Below are 18,098 nucleotides of genomic sequence, written 5' to 3' on the forward strand. Positions count from 1 at the left end.
CGACGAGACGGGGTTGAAACGCCAGGGACGACCCGCGTCGCAAGATCGTGCGCTCCGGCTCACACCGCTTTGCGACGCAGATGAATGACGACGTCGATGCTGGCGATCTCGTAGCCGGATAGCGGCGCCGGCATCTTCTCGACCACGACCCCGGGCGACGGCGTGTCGAACAGCCGATTCTCGCCGGCGACGAAGAAATGGTGATGGCAGCCCGGATTGGTGTCGAAGAAGGACTTCGAGCCGTCCACGCCGATCTGGCGCAGCATTCCGGCGCGCGTGAACTGGTGCAGCGTGTTGTAGACGGTGGCGAGCGAGATCGCCATGTCGTTGGCGACCGCCTCGGCGTGCAGCATCTCGGCGGTGAGGTGCCGGCCACCGCCTCCGAACAGCAGCCGGCCCAGCAACAACCGCTGCCGCGTCGGCCGCAGCCCGTGCCGGCGCAACAGGTCGGCGCAGTCGAACGCCGGCGCGAGTCGCGCCACCGGCGTTCGCAGCGTGACGGCGGCCACCGTCATGGCGATGCCTCCGCGGTCCCGACCGGATCTGCGGCACCGGCCCGGCGGCGCGCCGCCATCCGGCTCTCGCCGCTTTCGTCACCGAAGCAGGAGTGGAAGTCGGCACATTCGGTGCAGACCGGCGTGGTGCACATCACGAAGCCGTCGTCTTCGCACATCGAGCGATAGAAGAAACGCTTCCAGCGCATGTTGCGGGTATTGCGCTCGGCGAGCGGGGCGAAATGGCGCTGCAGCAGCCGGCTCAGTTCGGCCCGCTCGCGCAGGCCGAGGTCCTCCCAGAGGTGGTTCGGCTCCATGCTCCGGCGCGCCACCATGGCGGCGAGCCAGTGCCCCACCTCGCCCTGCGTCGAACGCCGCGCCTGCAGCAGTTCGCGCAGCATCGCGACCTCATCGTCCTCCGCCGTCGCCCGCGCTGCGGTTGCCGCCAGGCCCCTCCGGAGCGGAAAGAAGCGCTCCAGCAGGACGGCGAGTTCCGGCGCGGTCAATCCGCTGCGCTCGGACACAGACCCGCCCTCGGCGGCCGCGACCGCCAGGATGCACGCCAGCACATGGCGATCGAAACTGGTGTCGTCCGCGATCACCGCCGCGGCCGGCTCGATGCCGGTCAGGCTGCGATAGAAAGCGGCGCAGCTCTGCAATTCGGCCGGACGCGGCTCGGCGACGTTGGGTTCATTCGAGCGCGCATCTGTGACGATCACGGCCATCGGCATCGCGCCGATATCCGGCTGCAGCCCTCGAACGACGACGCTCATCTGTCGCTCCCGTGCAGTTCGCACCTCATCGCCACGAGCTCGCCACCGGCGGCTTCATGCAGCGTGATCGGAAAAAGGCGGAACCAGCGCCGCCTGGCCCGGCTCCGCAGGAGATTGGCAAGGCTCCAAGATTTCCCCGCCAAATGGAAAGAGCGGCCGGCTCGAAGAAGCCGGCCGCAATCGTTCAGGCCGTGGCCAGCTCGGACGCCGTCTTGCCGATCTGGGATTCGTCGACCGCCTTCATGATGCCGTGCTCCATCAGCATGTCCTCGAGCTCGTCCATGGTGATCGGGGTCGGGATGATGCCCTTGCCGGCGTTGACGTGGATCTTCTGCGCCAGCGTGCGGTAGTGGCCGGCCTGGACCGAATCCGGGGCATATTCCAGCACGGTCATGCGGCGCAGCTCGGCGTGCTGCACGATGTTGTCGCGCGGCACGAAATAGATCAGCTGGGTGCCGAGCTTCTTGGCCAGCGCTTCCGCCAGCTCGAGCTCCTTGTCGGTCTGGCGCTCGTTGCAGACGAGGCCGCCGAGGCGCACGCCGCCGGAATTGGCGTATTTGAGAATGCCCTTGGAGATGTTGTTGGCGGCATACATCGCCATCATCTCGCCGGACATCACGATGTAGATTTCCTGCGCCTTGTTCTCGCGGATCGGCATCGCGAAGCCGCCGCACACCACGTCGCCCAGCACGTCGTAGGACACATAGTCGATGTCCTCATAGGCGCCGTTCTCCTCGAGGAAGTTGATCGAGGTGATGACGCCGCGGCCGGCGCAGCCGACGCCCGGCTCCGGACCGCCCGACTCGACGCAGCGGATGTCGCGGTAACCGATCTTCATCACTTCCTCGATCTCGAGGTCCTCGACGCTGCCGGCATTGGCGGCGAGGCTGAGGATGGTGTCCTGCGCCTTGGCGTGCAGGATCAGACGGGTCGAGTCCGCCTTGGGATCGCAGCCGACGATCAGGATCCGGTGGCCCATCTCGGCCAGCGCCGCCAGCGTGTTCTGGGAGGTGGTCGACTTGCCGATCCCGCCCTTGCCGTAGAATGCGATTTGTCTCAGTGAAGACATGTGGTGCTCTCCATGAACCGATTGCTAATGAAACCGCGCCTCTCGCGCAGACTGTTTCTCTCAAGAAACGGCACACGGGCTGCGGGAAGGAGAGCATCGCTCGTCATCAGCGTCGGCGTGCTCTCAGCCCTCACTCGTTTTGCGAGACGTTATGAGCAACCGCCGTGCCACTTTCGGCCGCGTGCCATAAACGATTGATGCTGAAGAATAATTCGCAGCTGACGCCGGCCTGCTCCACGCTGTTCAGAACCCGACAGCAGCGGCGCGCTGTTCGAAACGAGACACGCCGGGAGGCCCGACGGCAGCGGACCGGTTGAGGTGTTCCGGCTTCGCAGGCGCAGCCGGAACAAAACTTGCTAGTCGTCTCCCAACCGGCGCGGTGTGCGCGCCCAATGTGAGGAGATCGACATGCAGATCGGCGTCGAAACATCCAAGGCCGTCGACCAGCGCCGCGTGTTCGTGGTCGACGACGACGAGATCATCCGCGCGGCGTTGCAGTTCATGCTGCACGACGAGATCGAGACTCATGAACTCGCGACCCCGGAGGAGGCCTACGACAAGGGCACCGACTGGCTGACGCCACACGTGGTGCTGCTCGGCGTCTCCTTCATCAAGGCGCGCGGCAATGCCCTGGTCGGCGAGATGGCGGCGAAGTTTCCCGGCGTGCGCATCCTGATCGTCTGCGAGAAAGCCGACGAGACCACCGCGGTGGAGGCGATCCGCGCCGGCGCCCATGGCGCCCTGGTGAAACCGCTGACGCTCGAGGCGGTGCGCAAGAAGGTGGACACCATCCTTGGCCGCGGCGGTGCCGCGCCGCTGGTGCAGCTCAGTATGATGTGAGCGGGCGCGACGCGCATGACCACCGTGACGTTCTTCGAAAAGCCGGGCTGCGCCACCAATGCCCGCCAGCGCCGCATGCTGGAAGCCGCCGGCCACGACCTCGTGGTCCGCAGTCTTCTCAGCGAACCGTGGACCGCGGCGGAGCTCCGCGGCTATTTCGGTTCGCTGCCGGTCAAGGCCTGGTTCAATCCGGCGGCGCCGGCCGTGAAATCCGGCGCCGTCGACCCCGCCACGACGGATGCCGACACCGCGCTGGCACTGATGGTCGGCAATCCCCTGCTGATCCGCCGGCCACTGATCGCCAGCGGCGGCGTGCGCAGCGCCGGCTTCGACAGCGCGCTGGTCGCCGACCTCCTGGGGCACCCCGCCGAGCCCCGCGACGGCAGTTGCTCGCGACCCGGACCCGACGCATCCTGCCCGTCCCCCGCACCGGCCGGCGAGCCGTCATGACCCGGCCGCGCATCCCCTTCCGCCGCATCGACTGCGAGGAGTTCGATGCCTGCCGCAACGACGGCGCCACCGTGTTCGATACCCGCGACGCCGCGGCTTTCGCCGCCGGTCATGTCGAGGGCGCCACCCGACTGACCCAGGCCAATATTTCGGAAATTCTCGCCGGCCTGCCGCGAACGACGCCGGTGCTGATCTATTGCTATCGCGGCAACGCCAGCCGCGAATACGCGCAGATCCTGTCCGATTTCGGTTTCAACGACGTCAGCAGCCTCGACGGCGGCTACGAGGCGTGGCGGCAAAGGCGGCGATAGCCGGCAGGTGATGGCCGATGCGCCGCCTGTTCTGCGCCGCCATCGCCCGCTTCAAGCCGGCGAGCCAGTCCGCCGGGACGGCGGTGAAGGGCAGAGCGTCCGCCGCGGCCTGCACCATCACTTCTTCAAGATCATCACCAGCCGGTCGACACGCTTGCCGTTGACGAGGTGGGACTCGACGATTTCGTCGACGTCCTCGGGCGTCGTCGGCCGATACCAGATGCCTTCCGGATAGACCACCAGCAGCGGACCGGCGGCGCAGAAGCCAAGACATCCCGACGCGGTGAAGCCGACGTCGCCGAGGCGACGCGCCTCGATGGCCTTGGCAAGGCGATCCCACAACGGCTGCGATCCCGACGCGCCGCAACTGCCGCGCGGATGGCTCGGCGGCCGCTGGGTGACACAGCCGAAGGCGTGAATCCTGTAGACCTGGGGCAGTTCGAAATCGGCCTCTTCGGCCATGACGGTCTGATCGGTCATGACAGCGCCGGGCTCGCGATGCCCTTGTCGCCGAGCAGGGTGGCGAGTTCGCCGGTCTTGAACATCTCCCTGACGATATCGGCGCCGCCGATGAATTCGCCCTTGACATAAAGCTGCGGAATGGTCGGCCAATTGGAATAGGCCTTGATGCCTTCACGGATCTCGCCGTTGGCCAGCACATCGACGCTGGCATAGGTCACCGACAGTGCGGAGAGCACCTGCACCACCGCGCCGGAGAAGCCGCATTGCGGCGCCGACGGGCTGCCCTTCATGAACAGGACGACATCGCTGCCGGTGATGATGTCCTTGATCTGATCGAATGTCGCGTTTGTCATCTTCAACTCCCCGAAAGCTCGCGCTCGGCAGCATCATGCAAGGATGATGCAAGGATGATGCAAGGATGACGCAAGGCCGGATTCCGCCCTATCCCGGAACGAAGGTTTCGAGCGCCAGCGCGTGCAGCGCGCCGCCCATCCGGCCGTTCAGCGCCGCATAGACCATCTGGTGCTGCTGCACCCTGGTCTTGCCGGCGAAGGCCTGCGAGGTGATGCGGGCGCCGAAATGGTCGCCGTCGCCGGCGAGGTCCGCCACCACCACATGAGCGTCCGGAAACGCCTCCCGGATCAGCCGCTCGATTTCGTCGCCCGTCATCGCCATCGTGGTTCTCTCCCGTCCATGGTCACGCGTTGCACCCGCCCCCATGCAAGGGCCAAACCAGCCCGTCCTGTCCTGTTTGCGACAAAGTCGCACCGCGCCCCGGCCCACGTGCCCGGCCGCCTCGCCAACGCGGCGGGTAAGCCGTTGCAAGCCCGTCCATTTCCCGACAGTTCCAGCCGCGGCCCGGCTCTTGCTTCGTGGCTGCGCGAGTTGCGCGTCGGATACCAGGTGTCACCTTCTCGGCGACGCCCGAGCCGGCGTGCCGCTTTGAGGATCGTCAGCTCGTGCCTGAGCGACCGGGAACAACGAATGGACACGGATCAGCAGAGGGGCCGCCGGCGCTTGCGCCGGTCCGCGGTCATCCTGGGGACGAACGAGATCGCCTCGGCGGTTGCGGTCGCGCTGCGCCGCAACGACTACGACGTCGTCATGTCCCACGACCCCTCGCCGCCGGTGATCCGGCGCAAGATGGCCTTCCATGACGCCCTGTTCGGCGATCCGGTGAGTCTGGGCGGCATCGCCGCCGAGCGCGTCGACAGCAGCCTCGCCCTTCGCGGCCTGCTTGGCCGCACCGACGGCGTCATCATCACCGAGCTCGGGCTGCTCGATCTCATCGTCATCCAGGCGATCGATCTGCTGGTCGATGCCCGGCTGCAGAAATATGCCGCCAAGCCGGACCTGCGCCGCCTGGCGCGATCGACCGTCGGATTGGGTCCCGGCTTTGTCGGCGGTCAGAATTGCGACATTGCCGTGGAGACGCGGCCCGGCAAGGCCGGCACGATCATCGAACACGGCGCGACCGACGAGGCCGACGGCGTTCCCGGACTGCTCGGCGAGGCCGCGGCCGAACGCTTCGTCCGGGCCGAGGTCAACGGCCGCTGGCACACCGCCGTCGAGATCGGCACGCGGGTCTACAGGGATTTCATCATCGGCCATCTCGCCAATATTGCGGTGCCGGCGCCGTTCGACGGATTGCTGCGCGGCGTCGTCCGCGACGACACCGAGGTTCTTGCCGGCAGCAAGCTGCTCGAAATCGATCCGAGGGGGCGCGCCGCCAGCGCCACCGAGATCGACGACCGGGTGAAGCAGATCGCGGCGGCGGTCATCCGCACCCTGGCGCTGCGCGAGGCGGGCCTTGCCGAGCGGTCCGGGCCCAAGATCCACCTGGTGAAATGATCGTCGACCGATGAACAGCGCGAGATGAGCAGCGCCAGATGAGCATGATGACGCAACGGCCAGTCCGGATCGAACTCGCGCCGGAGCGCGACGGCATCAATTTCGGCGAGCTGCCCGCGGCGATCGACGCCCTGCTCCAGCAGGGCGTCGCGGCCTATCGCAGCGACTATAGCGCGGCCGACCGGCTGTTTCGGCAGGCCCTGGCCGCGGCACCGACGGTGCTGCCGGTCTATTTCTGCCTGTACAAGATCCACACCTATCGCGGCAATCTCGATGCGGCGCGCGACGCCGCCGAGAGCGGCTTGCGCGAAGCCGCGCGCCAGGCCGGCTGGCCCGCGGACTGGCGCGCCTGGCGGGCGGGCATCGCGACGGCGGACGATGCCGGCCATTTTGCCCTCTACACGCTGAAGGCGCTCGCCTTCATCCACCTGCGGCGCGACAACCTCGATCTCGCGCGCGAAATGCTGGCGGCGCTGGCACTGCTCGATCCCGCCGGCGCAGTCGGCTGGACCGTGGTCGCCGCGCTCGCCGACGCAGTGAACTGATCTTCGAAGCGGATCGCTCACGCCCCTTCAAACGACAGAGCTGGCGAACTGGCATCGCGCTTGCACAATACTTCACGGCGGCCGCAAGCCGCGGTGAAGTGGAGCGGGCATCGTGGATTTTTGTCGCATTCGCGCAAGGATCGAACGACACCGTGTCGGGCTCGTCGCAGAGCCGCGGCCAGGATCGCTCCATCGCAATCGAAAGGCGCGCCCATGAGCAGCCCCGATATCCACCCATCCGCCACCGTCACATTGGCGCCACATGGCGGCGACAGCCCGGCTTCGGTCCAGGCTTCGGTCCAAGCCTCGGTGAATGGCGCGCTGAGCGACGCCATCGTCGCCGCGCTGCGCACGGTTCATGACCCGGAAATTCCGGTCAACATCTACGATCTCGGCCTGATCTACCAGATCGCGATCAAGGACGGCGGCACCGTCGATATCGTGATGACGCTGACGGCCCCCGGCTGTCCGGTCGCCGGCGAGATGCTGCGGTGGGTCGAGACCGCCGTACTCACGGTGGACGGCATCACCACGGTGAATGTCGGTCTCGTGTTCGACCCGCCATGGGACAAGTCGCGCATGTCCGAAGAAACGCAACTCGAGCTCGGGCTGCTTTGAGCCGTCGCGCACGAGATCCCTTCATTGTCGTTGTTCAGCCGAAACAGATCCGACCAGAGCAGACAAGACCAGACAGAGCAGGCAAGGAGAATGACGTCATGATCGAACTGGCCACACGCGACGGGTACAAACTCTCCGCCTATCGCGCCGATCCCGAAGGCGCCCCGCGCGGGGCGGTGATCGTGCTGCAGCAGGGCGCCGAGCCGGCCCCCCATATCCGCAAGATGGCCGACCTGTTCGCATCACGCGGCTATGTGGCAATTGCCCCGGCGCTTGATCCGGAGGCGTTCGCGGCCGAAGCCGCCGCCGAGGCCGCCGGCGACTCCACCCCCAACGCGCCCAGCGGCACCGACCAGGCGCTCGCGGTGGTGCAGGCCGCGATCGACAATGCGGCCGGCGCCGGCAAGGTCGCCCTCGTCGGCTACAGCTGGGGCAGTGACGTCGCCTATGCGGCAGCCAACGCCCTTCCGGATCTCGCCTGCACCGTCTGCTACTACGGCGAGGGCATCGTCGACGCCACCGGCGGCAAACGCAGGGTGCCGACGCTGGTGCATTTCGCCGGCAACGACAACAACGTGCCGAGCGAAAAGGTCACGCAGTTCCGCGCGTCGCGCCCGGATGTCAGCGCCTATTGCTATCCGGACGTCGGCCACGGCTTCGGCAGCGACGGCGAGCCGGGCTATGACGCGGCAGCCGCCGAGGCGGCGCTGTCCCGCACCCTGTTCTGGTTGTCGCAGTTCATCGACGGCCAGCCGCCGCTGACACTGAAGAATGCCGGCGCCTACGCGCTGGCCAAGACCGACAAGAAGAAGTCGAAGAAGAAGGAAGGCGGCGACGACCTCGGACCGCCGATGGATTGATCGATCGGCGCCGACCTCCGGGAGAGCGATCATGAAGCCGACCACGATCATGGTCAACGAAGCGCCGCGCTGCGTGGTGCGGCCGGTCGACATGAAGGACCTGGCGCGCTTCACCCGCAATGCCAAGACCTACCTGCTGGCGGGCACCCCCGACGGCAAGGTCAGCCATCGCGAGGCCGATGACGGCGAGTTGACGAAATGGCGCGAGGCCCTGGCCCTGCACCTCGCCTGGGGCGGCGAGGAGGAGAATTTCTTCGGGATCCCGTTGTAGGGTGTCCTCGCCGCTTGCGGCGAGAGGTGAACGAGGCCGAATGCGAGGCACGCGCGCTTTTGCGCCGTCGTCGCCGGCCATGACGAGAACATCATGGCTCTTCGGCACACCTTGCGCCGCTCACGCCCCCGCGGGCTGGCCCGCCGCGATGTGGTTGCGCATCCAGTCGGCGAGCTTGGTCATGGCGCCGTCGAGTTCCTGCCGCGCCTCGGGGTCAACGACCACCTCGGCCAGCGCGCCGCGCATGCACATGAGCCAGGCGTCGCGTTCGGCGTCGCCGATGCGAAATCCCATGTGGCGCTGGCGCAGCCGGGGATGGCCCTTCTCCGGCGAATAGAGCTTCGGGCCGCCGGTCCATTCCGACAGATAGCGCTTGAGGATCTGCTTGGTGCCGCCGAGATCGTCGGGATGCATGGCGCGGATCACCGCCGCCTGCGGCTCGGCATCCATCCGCCGGTAGAAGGCCTCGACCAGCCGATCGATGGCGACCGCGCCGCCGACCCGCTCAAAGATCGGCGCTTTCGCTTCCGCATCGCTCATCGCATCACCCTCGGCCCTTGCTCGCGCTCTGCTCATTCGTCCATGTTCGGCAGCAGGACCACCTCGGCCGGAGCGCCCGGCCCCTGGCCTTCGAGGAAATCGAGCGCGTCGATGCTCGACAGCCCGCCGCCATTGTCCATCAGCACCACCGCGTCATCCGGCATCCGCGACAATGCCTCGATGAGCTGGGCCACCGTCATTGTCGCCCCCGCTCGAGCGCAGCACCGGCGGCCTGCGGCAACCGGCGGCCGCTCTCGTCGAAATCCAGCGCGCCGGGGTCTTCGTCCGGCACGGTGATCTCCGCCCGCCTGATCCGGCCATTGGCATGGTAATGATAGCGATGGGACAGCTCGACCTCGCCATACACGATCTTGTCGAACCCATGCAACACGCCGGCGCGATCGAAATAGGCGCGAATGAAGGTGTTACGGTTCGTCAAGGCATCGTCGGCGAGCGGACCGACCATGATCGACGGCGGCTCGACACCGCGATAGGAGAGATAATACCGGCAGTCGAGCGGCTCCCCGCCGCTGTCGCCCTGGTCCATCGGATGGCCGCTCCCGCCCACCCCGACATCACTCGGGATGGATCATGATGTCCATGGTTTCGTCGGAATCGCCGTCGCGGAACGGATCCGGCCCCTCGTCCTCGACGAGAGGGACGCCGCAGAGGCAGACCTCGCCGTCGATCAGCGTCACCGCCACCGGCTCGAGGCTCTGGCCCTTGCAGTCGCCGGCGATGCACAGCCCGCTGTCGATCTCGAACAGCGCGCCATGGCGGCCGCAGCGCAGAAAGGCCCGATCGCGGCTGAAGAACTCGCCGTCGCCGAAATTGAGCCATTTGCCCTCGTGCGGACAGACATTGACGTATCCGAACACTTCGTTGGCGTGGGTGCGGACGACGAAGATGGCAAACGGCCGATGCTCGCCCGCCTCGGTGATGCGCGACAGACTGAAGGCCTTGGCAGCGCCCTTCTCGATGTCGCTGGCGGCGCAGATCGCATAGACGTCCGGCGCCGTGATATCCGGCACCGTCACGTCGTGCGCTGCACCGCCCGGCGCCGCGTCCTGGGATGGCTCCGACATGCCGCCTCCACTCCGATCCATTGCCGCGTCAGGCCCCCCAAGCCGCCGTCATGCGGCGGTGGGCGCCGCCTCCGCCTTGAAACCATCGACCTCGTCGCGGCTCAGACGGAACAGACCCCGGCCGCCGGAAAACGCCTGATAGGCGCCGACCCGGCGCTGGTAGAGAAAATTGAACCATTCCTGAGGCGTCAGCGCCGGTGGCCGTTCGCTGATCTCGACGACCGAACCGTTGGGGGCAAAACGCAGGTGGATCATGACACCGGCTGCCGTCGCAGCCGCCTCCGCTACATCCGTCGACATGACATCCTCCGCTCTTACAAACCCGATCCGAAGCCTAGCAGCTCGATGGTGACGTTCTCCGTGCCCAGCACCTTGGTCTGGCAGGCGAGGCGCGATTTCGAGCCGACGCCGACGATGCTGTCGAGGCGTTCGTTCTCCTCGCGCGCGATCTTCGACAGGCCCTTGCGGCCTTCCTGCACGAAAATATGACAGGAGCCGCATTTCGCCTGGCCCTCGCATTTATGCGCGATCGGCGCCTCGCTGCCGAGCAGCGCTGCGAGGATGGTCGTTCCCTCGGCGACCTCGATCGATTTGCCCATCGGCATTACCGTCAGCGTAGCCATGTATCCCGTCTCCTTTGGGTTGGTGGTCGTGTTCTGGCAACTCTCAATAGATCGCGGCTCCCGCCCCGACATTGATCGATGCGTCCTTCATCGTCTCGACGATGAAGGAGATCTGCGGATCGCTGAGATGGGCGTGGAAGGGCAGCGCCACGGCGCGATCCGCCACCTTCTCGGTGACCGGAAAATTGCCGCGGCGGTAGCCGAGTTCGAAATAGTGGCGCTGCAGATGCAGCGAATTGCAGTAGGCCGCGGCCTCGACCCGCTCGACGCGCAGGTCTTCGATGATGGCGTCGCGGCTCGATCGCGAGAAACGGGTGCCGAGATGGACGAGGTAGAGGAACCAGTTCACCTCGGTGACGTCCGGAGCCGTGTACGGATCCTTGATGCCCTCGAAGGAACGGATGTGCTGGTAATAGAGCTGCTCGGTCAGCCGGCGGCGCTCCAGGATCTCGTCGATCCGCCGCAGCTGCGTCAAGCCGAGCGCCGCGGTGATGTCGCTCATCGCCGCCTGGTAGGGCGCGCTGGCGCTGACCACCACGGAGGTGCGCTCGTGCAGGCGGTGGGAGCGATGGCGCCGCATGGCCACGGCGAGGTCGACGTCGTCCGTCACCACCATGCCGCCTTCGCCGCAGGTCAGCGCCGCCGGCTGTGAGAAATCGAACACCGCCATGTCGCCGAACGAACCGACCAGGCCGCCCTTGTAGCGCGAGCCGATCGCCTCTGTGGAATCCTCGATCAGCAGCACGCCGCTGCGGCGCGCGAGCTCGCGCAGCTCCGACCACGGCGCCGGATGACCATTGGCATTGCCGGCGACGATGGCGCGGGTGTTCGGCGTGATCCTGGCCGCGGCCTTGTCGGGCACCAGCGTCCCGGCCCAGTAGTCGATGTCCGCGAACACCGGCCGGGCACCGGCGAGGCTGATGGCATGGACGGTCTCGCGAAACGAATAAGGCGTCGCGATCACCTCGTGACCCGGCCCGATCTCCGCGGCGCGCAGCGCCAGCAGCAGCCCGAGCGTGCCGCTCGGCACCGCGATCGCATAGGCCCGGCCGACATAGGCGGCGAACGCCGCCTCGAAGGCCTCGACCTCGCCGCCGGCGGACAGCCGCGGCGACTTGAGCACCGCCTCGACCGCCTCGACCTCGGCCAAGGTGACGTCCGGATCGGACAACGGAATGAAGTTACCCTCCGGCGGGCCGCTCTCGGTGCCGGCTTCATCCTCGAAGTCGTAATCCAGCGCCGGTTCGGTCATGCCGCCGCGCCTCGATAGGCCAGCACGATTCCGCTCGCCCGCTCCGGATCGCGCGTCACCTGAACACAATGGTCGTTGCGATCGACGAGATGGATGTCATAGCGCGTCGCCGAGCGGTACGGCTCCTCGATCATTTCCGAGGCGTCGCAGCTCGTCCACGACAGGCCCGGGAAACGCTGGCGCAGGGGTGTCAGCGGATTGCTGCCGGGCCCGGCGGCGGCCAGCATCCGTTCGATCTCCGTCAGATCATCCGCAGCAAGTGTCATGGCGACAATATCCCGTGTCGGAGAGTGAACAATCATTCTCAAAGGCGATCATGCAATTTCATTGCCAGATCGCTGACGTCGGACCGCCGGGCCGGATCGTTCACTGCCAGAAGCATCGCTCCGGATCCTCGCTGAGGAGATCGAGCGCAGACCCCAGCCGCGGATGCTTCGAATGAAACGTCCAGGTGCCGTTGCGATGGTTCTTGGCGAACAGCTTCCATGCGCCCGCGACCGGTTCATGCAGCATCAAGGCGACATCGATCACGCCGCCGTCGGGATCGATGTTGCGCGAGCAGCATGGGCTCTCGATGCGATAGCCGCCGGTCACCGCCTCCACCACCGGCGAGACGTAGCGGTAGCGCTTGCGGCCGCGCAGCGCTCGCTCGATCCGCTTGCGATCGAGTTCGTTGGGATGAGCCGCGATCGCCGGGCGGCTCTGGATCGCGAACACGGCGGTCATCCCCTACAGCGGCTCGATTTCTTCTTCGAGGCAGCCCACGACGAGGCGTTCGCCGAACTCCACCAGATAGATCGGCAGGTTGGCCTCGGTATGGGTGCCGACCTGGACGATCTCACCGGCATCACCGGTGTTCACCAGCAGGGCCTCCATCTCCGCGTCCGGAAAGGAGCCGTCGTTGCGCAGGTCGATCAGCGCCTTGACGCGCTGGCCCCACTGATATTTCGGCAGTCGCGGTTCGAACATCGACAATGTTCCCTTGATCAATGCATGCCTGCTCAATGCATCCCTGGCAGCGGCAGTTCATCGGCCTCGTCGCGGACGTTCACCGGCTCGAGCTCCTTGCGCTTCATGCCGACGCGGTTGCCGCTGTCGACGAATTCGATGCCGTAGATGTAGAACTGCTGCAGGAAGGTGCCGATGCTGACGACGTAGCCCTCCTCGCCCTTCTTCGCCAGGATGTCGCCGATCTCCTTGCCGGCGTAGGTGCCGTCGTTGCGGATCGTGCGCTTTGCCCGCACCTTTTCGCCATAGGCGAAGAACGGCGGATCGCTCAGCTCCACCACATCACTGTCGCGCGAGATCTTGCTCATCGGGGCCGCTCCATCGATCGTTCAGCGAGGCCGCTCAATCGCCCGCGCGCCATGTCGCGCACGAGCTCGTCCTCGTCGTCGGCGAGTGGCCCGAGTTCACGCAGCGCGATCCGGCTCGCCACTTCGTAGCGCACCCGCCAGTCCGCATCGGACCGCAGGCGAGACAGGAGATCCGGCGCGAGCCGCTTGGCGATCTCGATGCGGACGCCGGCCGCGGTGTCGGTCGCCATGCCGAGCAGCCAGTCCCGCGGAGCGCGCTGGGCCACGACCCGCCGGACCTCCGGCTCGACGTCCTCGATCAGCGGCCCGAGCAGCCGCGGATCGATCTTCCGGGCGATCACCAGGCGGACGTAATAATCGGAATCGCTCATCATCGGGATGAGGTCGGCGTCGTCGATCATCGAGACGATGCGGATGCGCACCTCGCGGTGCGGGTCGCGGCGCAGCCGCATGATCAGCCGCTTCGGCAGGCGGCGGGCCGCGTTCCAGCGCACCGTTTCCTCGGCATCGTCGAGCAGCGGCGGCAGCAGGAACACGCTGGCATGCTTGGCGGCGATCGCCCGCACCTCGAAATGCGGATGACCGACATAATTGTTGGCGAGGTCCGGATTCCAGTTGAAGAATCGATCGATGCGCCGGGCATAGCGGTCCTGGACGCAGGCGTGCTTGAGCCTGCATCGGCTCGCGGCGCGCAGCTCGGCATGGGCGCAGGAGCCGCAATCGATCTCGCGGCCCTGCCAGTCCAGCGCCTCGTCGATGTCACTCGTCATCGCCCCGCTCCGCCCGTTCGAGCACATCGAGCAGAACCCGCGCGCCGACCTTGTCGCTCGGATCGAGTTCGATCAGTTTGGCCGCGGCGGCGCCGCCCTCGGTGAGGTTGCCGAGCCGCATCTGCAGATAGGCATAGCCCTTCAGTGTGAAGAGGTAGAACCGCGCCAGCGCATTGTCGAAGCGGCCGAACTCGGCATCCCGGGCCGCGACCGCGCGCCAGTCGCCGGAAAAGTCGTTGTCGCGCGCCGACTTGGCAAGGCAGCGCTCGGCCATCGTCAGCGCCTCGGCCAGCCGGCCCTTGTAGAAATAGAACCGGTAGAAGCCGATCAGCACCGCGGCGTGGTCCGGCGCGATGCTCTCGGCCGCGCGCAGATGCTGCTCGGCAAGCTCGGAGCGGTGATAGGACTGACCGGCCAGCGCGAGGTGCATTTCCGCCTCCTCGGGCAGGCCGCCGCCCAGCACGGCGGCCGCCAGCAGGCCCTCGTCGATGACCGCATGCGGCTCGCCTGGTTCCGCACCGCCCGCCATGACCGGCTCCCTCAGGCGTTCAGCGCCGAATGGCTGGAGCAGCTCGCCTGCTTGGGGTCGTGAAACACCAGGCCGGTCTGGGCCGGCGTGTCCCTGAAATCGATGGTCACGCCTTCCAGCAGGATCCGGCTCTCGGCCGGCAGGAACAGCTTGATGCCGTTGCTCTCGACCACGGCGTCGCCGGCAACGGGTTCGCCGCAGATGCTGATCTCGGCGTTCAGCCCGGAGCAACCGCCCGGACTGACCGCGAGACGGAAGCCGCTGCCGACGCCGCCGTCGGCCCGGACCATCAGGCGAATGAAGCGTTCCGCCGCCGGCGTGATGGTGAAGCTCATGTCGTCCTCCTTCAGGCTGGCGGCTGGTAGCGCGGGAACGCCGGATCGATCACGCAAGTGTTGTCCACCGGGCAGACGGCAGCGCATTGCGGGCTGTCGAAATGCCCGATGCATTCGGTGCACTTCTTGGGATCGATGACGAAGGTCCCGTTCTTCTCGCTGATCGCCACATTCGGGCACTCCGGCTCGCAGGCCGAGCAGCTCGTGCATTGCGACGATATGATCTTCAAGGTCATGGAATTGTCTCCTCGCCGCTATCGCTCAGGCCGCCGTGATCAGGGCGCCCTGGCGGATCTCGGCATCGCCGCGCTCGACATGCTCGATCTCGCCGACATTGACCTTGTCCAGATAGGCCTTGAACCACGAGATTGCCGACTTCTCGATGAACTCGTGGGCGAACTGGTCGACCGGCTCGATACCGGCCTTCAACAGATCCGCCTTGGGGCAGCCGCCGATCTTGGCGACGAATACCGCGTGGCAGTCGTTGATGGCGCGGATCACGGTCTCCAGGCTGTCCTCGTCGCCGTAGCCGCCCTGGCAATAGAGGTCGACTCGACGATGACCGACGAACTTGGCGCCGGCGGTGGACAGTTCATAGACCTGGAATTCCTTGGCATGGCCGAAGTGCTCGTTGATCAGACCCGAGCCCTTGGTGGCGACCGCGACCAGGAGCTTGATGTCGCTCATCTCGCCGGCAAGGGTTTCGAGCTCCTGCTGCTTGGCGGCGACCTTGGCAACGCGCTCCTCCTCGACCTTGGCCTGATAGGCCTTGCGGGTGTCGAGGTCGTAATTGACTTCCATCGCCATGATCTTGTCGGTGGTGAATTCGGCGCTGCGGTCCTCGCCGAGCAGGCCGACCGCGTCGGCGCGGCACTGGCGGCAGTGCCGCATCATGTTCATCTCGCCCTCACAGGAATCCTGCAGCGCCTTGAGCTCCTGCGCCGTCGGGCCGCGCTGGCCGGTGAGGCCGAACACGGTGCCATGCTCCGGCGCCGAGATCAGCGGCATGATGTTGTGCAGGAACGCACCGCGCGACTTCACCGCCTTGTTGACCTCGACCAGGTGCTGGTCGTTGACCCCCGGGATCATCACCGAGTTGACCTTGCAGAGGATGCCGCGCTCGGTCAGCATCTCGAGGCCGAGGAGCTGGCGATCGGTCAGGAGCTTGGCCGCCTCGATGCCGGTGTAGCGCTTGTGCTTCCAGAACACCCAGGGATAGATCTTGGCGCCGACCTCCGGGTCGACCATGTTGATGGTGATGGTGACGTGATCGACATTGAAGCCGGCGATGGTGTCGACATGGTCCGGCAGCGCGAGGCCGTTGGTCGACAGGCAGAGCTTGATGTCCGGCGCCGTCTTGGCGATCAGCTCGAAGGTCTTGAAGGTCTTCTCCGGATTGGCGAGCGGGTCGCCCGGGCCGGCGATGCCGAGCACGGTCATCTGCGGAATGGTGGAGGCCACCGCCAGCACCTTCTTCGCCGCCTGTTCCGGCGTCAGCTTCTCGCTGACGACGCCGGGGCGGGATTCATTGGCGCAGTCGTATTTGCGGTTGCAGTAATTGCACTGGATGTTGCAGGCCGGCGCCACCGCCACATGCATGCGGGCATAGTGATGGTGCGCTTCCTCGCTGTAGCAGGGATGGTTCTTGACCTTTTCCCAGATCTCGGTCGGCAGGTCGCCCTGGCCGGCGCCCGAGCCGCAGCTCGCCTTGCCGCTGCCGCCGGACGTGCCGCAGCCTTTGTGCTCGGCGATGGTTTGCATGACGTCCGCGATATTCGGACCTTGACCACTGGCTGCTTCGGGCTGGGCTGATGCGGACATGATCTTCCTCGCTGCTGGGGTTGGTTTGAAGGGGGCGGATCAATTTGCAGATCAATTTGCAGATCAATTTGCAGATCGATTAGCAACTCGCATGCCATCGCCGCCGGACGCGCAATTCGGTGTCGGCTCAAGGATTTAGGCGAATGGTACCGGCTGTCGCGTTATGGACAGCGAATGACGGACGAGGGCTGCGTCTGTTGGAAAGTTGACAGATCGGCGTGACCGGCACGGGTCCGGGCGCCATCCGGGCCGACCTGCGGGGTGCTAGTGTGGTGGATCTGACGCTCGTATGAAGAACTCGCTGCAATACTGAAACGAGCGTCAGATCCACCGCGCTAGAACCGGGTGATGACGGTGGAAGTCGTGTCGGCGCCTCGGCCATCACTTGCAATGGACGCTTGCCTCAGGCGACCGTCAGCCCGCCAGAATCTCGGCGGCGCGGGGCAGCGACATGGCGATGGGCGTCAGCCCCTGTTCGGCCAGGAAGCGCAGCTCGTTCCTGGACAGCGCATCTGGCTCGAGCACGACATAGTGCCGGGTCGACGACCGCTTGGTGATCTGCCGGGCATAGGTCCGCAGCATCTGGTCGTTGAAGCGACAGCCGAGAAAGACGAAGCCGCGATTGGTGCGCCGGTCCTTGATGACGTCGGGGATCGGCGTCTGGATGTCGATCTCGGTGAGGACCTCGACATAGTCTGCATCCGAGATCAGGAAATTCTTCGCCGGCGTGACGCCGCCATGAGGCTTGTAGAGGATCGTGGTCCAGGCCGATGCCGCAGCACGGTCGGCCTCGGTGCCGGAGCCGTCATAGAAGCGATACCAGCGGTCTTCGCCGATGCCGGCGCGGGAGATGCCCTGGACCTCGCCCCAGTCGCCGCGGCCGGCCAGCGCCGCGCGCATGGCGCCGTCATACCAGGCGTCCACGATCAAGGGCAGCGGCAGCGCGGCGAGATGGCGATGCAGCGCTGTCGGCGGCACCGGGGCGGAGAACGCTTCCGCCATCAATGCCGTCACGGTGGAGCGATGCTTGTAGCTCTCGATGTGCTGGGCCGAGGCCCAGGCATTGCCCTTGGCGCGCTTGGGCAGCGCGACCTTGGTGGCGAAGAAGGCGGCCAACGCCTCGGGCGTGGTCGGAACGGCTGCCTGCGCCAACGCGGCGACGCCGGCGCCGAGATAAGGAATGATGCTGCCCGCCTGCAGCATCGCTGCGATCTCGGCCAGGGCAGCCTCGGCATCGGCCGCGGCGAGAAATTCGAGATGGGGAACGGGAGCATTCATCTCCG

31 protein-coding genes are annotated in these 18,098 nt (G+C 66.3%); 8 read left to right on the forward strand and 23 right to left on the reverse strand.

What is annotated here, in order from left to right; all coding sequences use genetic code 11:
- Positions 1-59: 59 nt before the first annotated feature.
- The 3 genes from irr to nifH form a co-directional block, all read right to left on the reverse strand.
- Entirely contained in the window at positions 60-515 is a 456-nt protein-coding gene (irr, locus tag DB459_RS03790) for a Fur family transcriptional regulator Irr (protein ID WP_253711610.1), read from the reverse strand.
- Positions 512-1,267 carry a nitrogen fixation protein NifQ gene (locus DB459_RS03795; RefSeq protein WP_253711611.1) on the reverse strand — a complete coding sequence of 252 codons (756 nt, stop codon included), beginning with the start codon at positions 1,265-1,267 and terminating at the stop codon, positions 512-514. The genes irr and DB459_RS03795 overlap by 4 nt, the downstream gene beginning before the upstream one ends.
- Positions 1,268-1,451: 184 nt before the next feature.
- Complete coding sequence (nifH, locus tag DB459_RS03800; RefSeq protein ID WP_253711612.1) at positions 1,452-2,336, reverse strand: nitrogenase iron protein; 885 nt, start codon at positions 2,334-2,336, stop codon at positions 1,452-1,454.
- Positions 2,337-2,744: 408 nt separating this feature from the next.
- On the opposite strand from nifH, the gene DB459_RS03805 reads away from it, so the two are divergent.
- From DB459_RS03805 to DB459_RS03815, 3 genes are read left to right on the forward strand one after another with little or no spacing between them, the layout of a single operon-like run.
- Positions 2,745-3,176 (forward strand): response regulator, encoded by a 432-nt coding sequence (locus DB459_RS03805; protein ID WP_253711613.1) that lies wholly within the window; start codon positions 2,745-2,747, stop codon positions 3,174-3,176.
- Between the two features lie 15 nt (positions 3,177-3,191).
- Positions 3,192-3,626 (forward strand): ArsC/Spx/MgsR family protein, encoded by a 435-nt coding sequence (locus DB459_RS03810; RefSeq protein ID WP_253711614.1) that lies wholly within the window; start codon positions 3,192-3,194, stop codon positions 3,624-3,626.
- Positions 3,623-3,937: a rhodanese-like domain-containing protein gene (locus DB459_RS03815; RefSeq protein WP_253711615.1), complete on the forward strand. Its 315-nt coding sequence runs from the start codon at positions 3,623-3,625 to the stop codon at positions 3,935-3,937. Before DB459_RS03810 ends, DB459_RS03815 begins: the two co-directional genes overlap by 4 nt.
- A gap of 117 nt (positions 3,938-4,054) precedes the next feature.
- On the opposite strand, the gene DB459_RS03820 is transcribed toward DB459_RS03815, so the two are convergent.
- The 3 genes from DB459_RS03820 to DB459_RS03830 form a co-directional block, all read right to left on the reverse strand.
- Positions 4,055-4,417 carry a ferredoxin gene (locus DB459_RS03820; RefSeq protein ID WP_253711616.1) on the reverse strand — a complete coding sequence of 121 codons (363 nt, stop codon included), beginning with the start codon at positions 4,415-4,417 and terminating at the stop codon, positions 4,055-4,057.
- Positions 4,414-4,752, reverse strand: a complete 339-nt coding sequence (gene grxD / locus DB459_RS03825; protein ID WP_253711617.1) for a Grx4 family monothiol glutaredoxin — start codon at positions 4,750-4,752, stop codon at positions 4,414-4,416. The genes DB459_RS03820 and grxD overlap by 4 nt, the downstream gene beginning before the upstream one ends.
- Before the next feature lie 88 nt (positions 4,753-4,840).
- A complete protein-coding gene (locus tag DB459_RS03830; protein ID WP_253711618.1) occupies positions 4,841-5,074 on the reverse strand; it encodes a BolA family protein in 234 nt (77 codons plus the stop codon).
- 309 nt (positions 5,075-5,383) lie between these two features.
- Here DB459_RS03830 and DB459_RS03835 point away from each other — a divergent pair, with 309 nt between their 5' ends.
- From DB459_RS03835 to DB459_RS03855, 5 genes are all read left to right on the forward strand, one after another.
- Entirely contained in the window at positions 5,384-6,250 is an 867-nt protein-coding gene (locus DB459_RS03835) for a xanthine dehydrogenase (protein ID WP_253711619.1), read from the forward strand.
- 38 nt (positions 6,251-6,288) lie between these two features.
- Complete coding sequence (locus tag DB459_RS03840) at positions 6,289-6,795, forward strand: hypothetical protein (protein ID WP_253711620.1); 507 nt, start codon at positions 6,289-6,291, stop codon at positions 6,793-6,795.
- A 213-nt stretch (positions 6,796-7,008) separates the two neighbouring features.
- Positions 7,009-7,413, forward strand: a complete 405-nt coding sequence (locus DB459_RS03845) for a DUF59 domain-containing protein (protein ID WP_253711621.1) — start codon at positions 7,009-7,011, stop codon at positions 7,411-7,413.
- A 98-nt stretch (positions 7,414-7,511) separates the two neighbouring features.
- On the forward strand, positions 7,512-8,273 hold the full coding sequence (locus DB459_RS03850; RefSeq protein WP_253711622.1) for a dienelactone hydrolase family protein: 762 nt from the start codon (positions 7,512-7,514) through the stop codon (positions 8,271-8,273).
- 31 nt (positions 8,274-8,304) lie between these two features.
- Positions 8,305-8,544 carry a hypothetical protein gene (locus DB459_RS03855; RefSeq protein WP_253711623.1) on the forward strand — a complete coding sequence of 80 codons (240 nt, stop codon included), beginning with the start codon at positions 8,305-8,307 and terminating at the stop codon, positions 8,542-8,544.
- Between the two features lie 120 nt (positions 8,545-8,664).
- Here the strand turns inward: DB459_RS03855 and DB459_RS03860 are convergent, their stop codons facing one another.
- From DB459_RS03860 to DB459_RS03940, 17 genes are all read right to left on the reverse strand, one after another.
- A complete protein-coding gene (locus DB459_RS03860; protein WP_253711624.1) occupies positions 8,665-9,084 on the reverse strand; it encodes a group II truncated hemoglobin in 420 nt (139 codons plus the stop codon).
- Positions 9,085-9,116: 32 nt separating this feature from the next.
- The gene (locus DB459_RS03865; RefSeq protein ID WP_253711625.1) at positions 9,117-9,284 is read right to left on the reverse strand and encodes a hypothetical protein; all 168 of its coding nucleotides are present in this window, start codon (positions 9,282-9,284) and stop codon (positions 9,117-9,119) included.
- Entirely contained in the window at positions 9,281-9,631 is a 351-nt protein-coding gene (locus tag DB459_RS03870) for a DUF6156 family protein (RefSeq protein ID WP_253711626.1), read from the reverse strand. Before DB459_RS03870 ends, DB459_RS03865 begins: the two co-directional genes overlap by 4 nt.
- A gap of 28 nt (positions 9,632-9,659) precedes the next feature.
- Complete coding sequence (locus DB459_RS03875; protein ID WP_253711627.1) at positions 9,660-10,169, reverse strand: Rieske 2Fe-2S domain-containing protein; 510 nt, start codon at positions 10,167-10,169, stop codon at positions 9,660-9,662.
- Positions 10,170-10,217: 48 nt separating this feature from the next.
- Complete coding sequence (locus DB459_RS03880; RefSeq protein WP_253711628.1) at positions 10,218-10,469, reverse strand: hypothetical protein; 252 nt, start codon at positions 10,467-10,469, stop codon at positions 10,218-10,220.
- Positions 10,470-10,483: 14 nt separating this feature from the next.
- A complete protein-coding gene (locus tag DB459_RS03885) occupies positions 10,484-10,792 on the reverse strand; it encodes a 2Fe-2S iron-sulfur cluster-binding protein (RefSeq protein ID WP_253711629.1) in 309 nt (102 codons plus the stop codon).
- A gap of 43 nt (positions 10,793-10,835) precedes the next feature.
- The gene (locus tag DB459_RS03890; protein WP_253711630.1) at positions 10,836-12,044 is read right to left on the reverse strand and encodes a DegT/DnrJ/EryC1/StrS aminotransferase family protein; all 1,209 of its coding nucleotides are present in this window, start codon (positions 12,042-12,044) and stop codon (positions 10,836-10,838) included.
- Complete coding sequence (locus DB459_RS03895) at positions 12,041-12,310, reverse strand: hypothetical protein (RefSeq protein WP_253711631.1); 270 nt, start codon at positions 12,308-12,310, stop codon at positions 12,041-12,043. The genes DB459_RS03890 and DB459_RS03895 overlap by 4 nt, the downstream gene beginning before the upstream one ends.
- Positions 12,311-12,410: 100 nt before the next feature.
- Positions 12,411-12,770 (reverse strand): DUF3024 domain-containing protein, encoded by a 360-nt coding sequence (locus DB459_RS03900; protein ID WP_253711632.1) that lies wholly within the window; start codon positions 12,768-12,770, stop codon positions 12,411-12,413.
- Positions 12,771-12,773: 3 nt separating this feature from the next.
- The gene (locus tag DB459_RS03905) at positions 12,774-13,013 is read right to left on the reverse strand and encodes a nitrogen fixation protein NifZ (protein ID WP_253711633.1); all 240 of its coding nucleotides are present in this window, start codon (positions 13,011-13,013) and stop codon (positions 12,774-12,776) included.
- 32 nt (positions 13,014-13,045) lie between these two features.
- On the reverse strand, positions 13,046-13,360 hold the full coding sequence (locus tag DB459_RS03910; RefSeq protein ID WP_253711634.1) for a nitrogen fixation protein NifZ: 315 nt from the start codon (positions 13,358-13,360) through the stop codon (positions 13,046-13,048).
- A complete protein-coding gene (locus tag DB459_RS03915) occupies positions 13,357-14,130 on the reverse strand; it encodes a 4Fe4S-binding leucine-rich repeat protein (RefSeq protein ID WP_253711635.1) in 774 nt (257 codons plus the stop codon). Before DB459_RS03915 ends, DB459_RS03910 begins: the two co-directional genes overlap by 4 nt.
- Positions 14,120-14,659 (reverse strand): hypothetical protein, encoded by a 540-nt coding sequence (locus DB459_RS03920; RefSeq protein WP_253711636.1) that lies wholly within the window; start codon positions 14,657-14,659, stop codon positions 14,120-14,122. The genes DB459_RS03915 and DB459_RS03920 overlap by 11 nt, the downstream gene beginning before the upstream one ends.
- Positions 14,660-14,670: 11 nt before the next feature.
- Positions 14,671-14,994: an iron-sulfur cluster assembly accessory protein gene (locus DB459_RS03925; RefSeq protein ID WP_253711637.1), complete on the reverse strand. Its 324-nt coding sequence runs from the start codon at positions 14,992-14,994 to the stop codon at positions 14,671-14,673.
- 11 nt (positions 14,995-15,005) lie between these two features.
- Complete coding sequence (locus DB459_RS03930; RefSeq protein WP_253711638.1) at positions 15,006-15,230, reverse strand: YfhL family 4Fe-4S dicluster ferredoxin; 225 nt, start codon at positions 15,228-15,230, stop codon at positions 15,006-15,008.
- A 25-nt stretch (positions 15,231-15,255) separates the two neighbouring features.
- Positions 15,256-16,815, reverse strand: a complete 1,560-nt coding sequence (nifB, locus tag DB459_RS03935) for a nitrogenase cofactor biosynthesis protein NifB (RefSeq protein WP_253711639.1) — start codon at positions 16,813-16,815, stop codon at positions 15,256-15,258.
- Between the two features lie 414 nt (positions 16,816-17,229).
- Entirely contained in the window at positions 17,230-18,093 is an 864-nt protein-coding gene (locus tag DB459_RS03940) for an SIR2 family protein (protein ID WP_253711640.1), read from the reverse strand.
- Positions 18,094-18,098 lie beyond the last annotated feature (5 nt).

This window comes from Bradyrhizobium sp. WD16 (assembly GCF_024181725.1).
Classification (GTDB): domain Bacteria; phylum Pseudomonadota; class Alphaproteobacteria; order Rhizobiales; family Xanthobacteraceae; genus Bradyrhizobium_A.

What these genes read in the sequence shown, in the direction of transcription:
- DB459_RS03805 (WP_253711613.1), top strand. Translation starts at nt 2,745, where the DNA reads ATGCAGATCGGCGTCGAAACATCCAAGGCCGTCGACCAGCGCCGCGTG.
- DB459_RS03810 (WP_253711614.1), top strand. Translation starts at nt 3,192, where the DNA reads ATGACCACCGTGACGTTCTTCGAAAAGCCGGGCTGCGCCACCAATGCC.
- DB459_RS03895 (WP_253711631.1), bottom strand. Translation starts at nt 12,310, where the DNA reads ATGACACTTGCTGCGGATGATCTGACGGAGATCGAACGGATGCTGGCC.
- DB459_RS03930 (WP_253711638.1), bottom strand. Translation starts at nt 15,230, where the DNA reads ATGACCTTGAAGATCATATCGTCGCAATGCACGAGCTGCTCGGCCTGC.
- DB459_RS03905 (WP_253711633.1), bottom strand. Translation starts at nt 13,013, where the DNA reads ATGTTCGAACCGCGACTGCCGAAATATCAGTGGGGCCAGCGCGTCAAG.
- DB459_RS03820 (WP_253711616.1), bottom strand. Translation starts at nt 4,417, where the DNA reads ATGACCGATCAGACCGTCATGGCCGAAGAGGCCGATTTCGAACTGCCC.
- DB459_RS03850 (WP_253711622.1), top strand. Translation starts at nt 7,512, where the DNA reads ATGATCGAACTGGCCACACGCGACGGGTACAAACTCTCCGCCTATCGC.
- irr (WP_253711610.1), bottom strand. Translation starts at nt 515, where the DNA reads ATGACGGTGGCCGCCGTCACGCTGCGAACGCCGGTGGCGCGACTCGCG.
- DB459_RS03920 (WP_253711636.1), bottom strand. Translation starts at nt 14,659, where the DNA reads ATGGCGGGCGGTGCGGAACCAGGCGAGCCGCATGCGGTCATCGACGAG.
- DB459_RS03890 (WP_253711630.1), bottom strand. Translation starts at nt 12,044, where the DNA reads ATGACCGAACCGGCGCTGGATTACGACTTCGAGGATGAAGCCGGCACC.
- nifB (WP_253711639.1), bottom strand. Translation starts at nt 16,815, where the DNA reads ATGTCCGCATCAGCCCAGCCCGAAGCAGCCAGTGGTCAAGGTCCGAAT.
- DB459_RS03880 (WP_253711628.1), bottom strand. Translation starts at nt 10,469, where the DNA reads ATGTCGACGGATGTAGCGGAGGCGGCTGCGACGGCAGCCGGTGTCATG.
- DB459_RS03815 (WP_253711615.1), top strand. Translation starts at nt 3,623, where the DNA reads ATGACCCGGCCGCGCATCCCCTTCCGCCGCATCGACTGCGAGGAGTTC.
- DB459_RS03915 (WP_253711635.1), bottom strand. Translation starts at nt 14,130, where the DNA reads ATGACGAGTGACATCGACGAGGCGCTGGACTGGCAGGGCCGCGAGATC.
- DB459_RS03845 (WP_253711621.1), top strand. Translation starts at nt 7,009, where the DNA reads ATGAGCAGCCCCGATATCCACCCATCCGCCACCGTCACATTGGCGCCA.
- DB459_RS03860 (WP_253711624.1), bottom strand. Translation starts at nt 9,084, where the DNA reads ATGAGCGATGCGGAAGCGAAAGCGCCGATCTTTGAGCGGGTCGGCGGC.
- nifH (WP_253711612.1), bottom strand. Translation starts at nt 2,336, where the DNA reads ATGTCTTCACTGAGACAAATCGCATTCTACGGCAAGGGCGGGATCGGC.
- DB459_RS03940 (WP_253711640.1), bottom strand. Translation starts at nt 18,093, where the DNA reads ATGAATGCTCCCGTTCCCCATCTCGAATTTCTCGCCGCGGCCGATGCC.
- DB459_RS03875 (WP_253711627.1), bottom strand. Translation starts at nt 10,169, where the DNA reads ATGTCGGAGCCATCCCAGGACGCGGCGCCGGGCGGTGCAGCGCACGAC.
- DB459_RS03910 (WP_253711634.1), bottom strand. Translation starts at nt 13,360, where the DNA reads ATGAGCAAGATCTCGCGCGACAGTGATGTGGTGGAGCTGAGCGATCCG.
- DB459_RS03900 (WP_253711632.1), bottom strand. Translation starts at nt 12,770, where the DNA reads ATGACCGCCGTGTTCGCGATCCAGAGCCGCCCGGCGATCGCGGCTCAT.
- DB459_RS03925 (WP_253711637.1), bottom strand. Translation starts at nt 14,994, where the DNA reads ATGAGCTTCACCATCACGCCGGCGGCGGAACGCTTCATTCGCCTGATG.
- DB459_RS03830 (WP_253711618.1), bottom strand. Translation starts at nt 5,074, where the DNA reads ATGGCGATGACGGGCGACGAAATCGAGCGGCTGATCCGGGAGGCGTTT.
- DB459_RS03885 (WP_253711629.1), bottom strand. Translation starts at nt 10,792, where the DNA reads ATGGCTACGCTGACGGTAATGCCGATGGGCAAATCGATCGAGGTCGCC.
- DB459_RS03840 (WP_253711620.1), top strand. Translation starts at nt 6,289, where the DNA reads ATGAGCATGATGACGCAACGGCCAGTCCGGATCGAACTCGCGCCGGAG.
- DB459_RS03835 (WP_253711619.1), top strand. Translation starts at nt 5,384, where the DNA reads ATGGACACGGATCAGCAGAGGGGCCGCCGGCGCTTGCGCCGGTCCGCG.
- DB459_RS03865 (WP_253711625.1), bottom strand. Translation starts at nt 9,284, where the DNA reads ATGACGGTGGCCCAGCTCATCGAGGCATTGTCGCGGATGCCGGATGAC.
- DB459_RS03795 (WP_253711611.1), bottom strand. Translation starts at nt 1,267, where the DNA reads ATGAGCGTCGTCGTTCGAGGGCTGCAGCCGGATATCGGCGCGATGCCG.
- grxD (WP_253711617.1), bottom strand. Translation starts at nt 4,752, where the DNA reads ATGACAAACGCGACATTCGATCAGATCAAGGACATCATCACCGGCAGC.
- DB459_RS03855 (WP_253711623.1), top strand. Translation starts at nt 8,305, where the DNA reads ATGAAGCCGACCACGATCATGGTCAACGAAGCGCCGCGCTGCGTGGTG.
- DB459_RS03870 (WP_253711626.1), bottom strand. Translation starts at nt 9,631, where the DNA reads ATGGACCAGGGCGACAGCGGCGGGGAGCCGCTCGACTGCCGGTATTAT.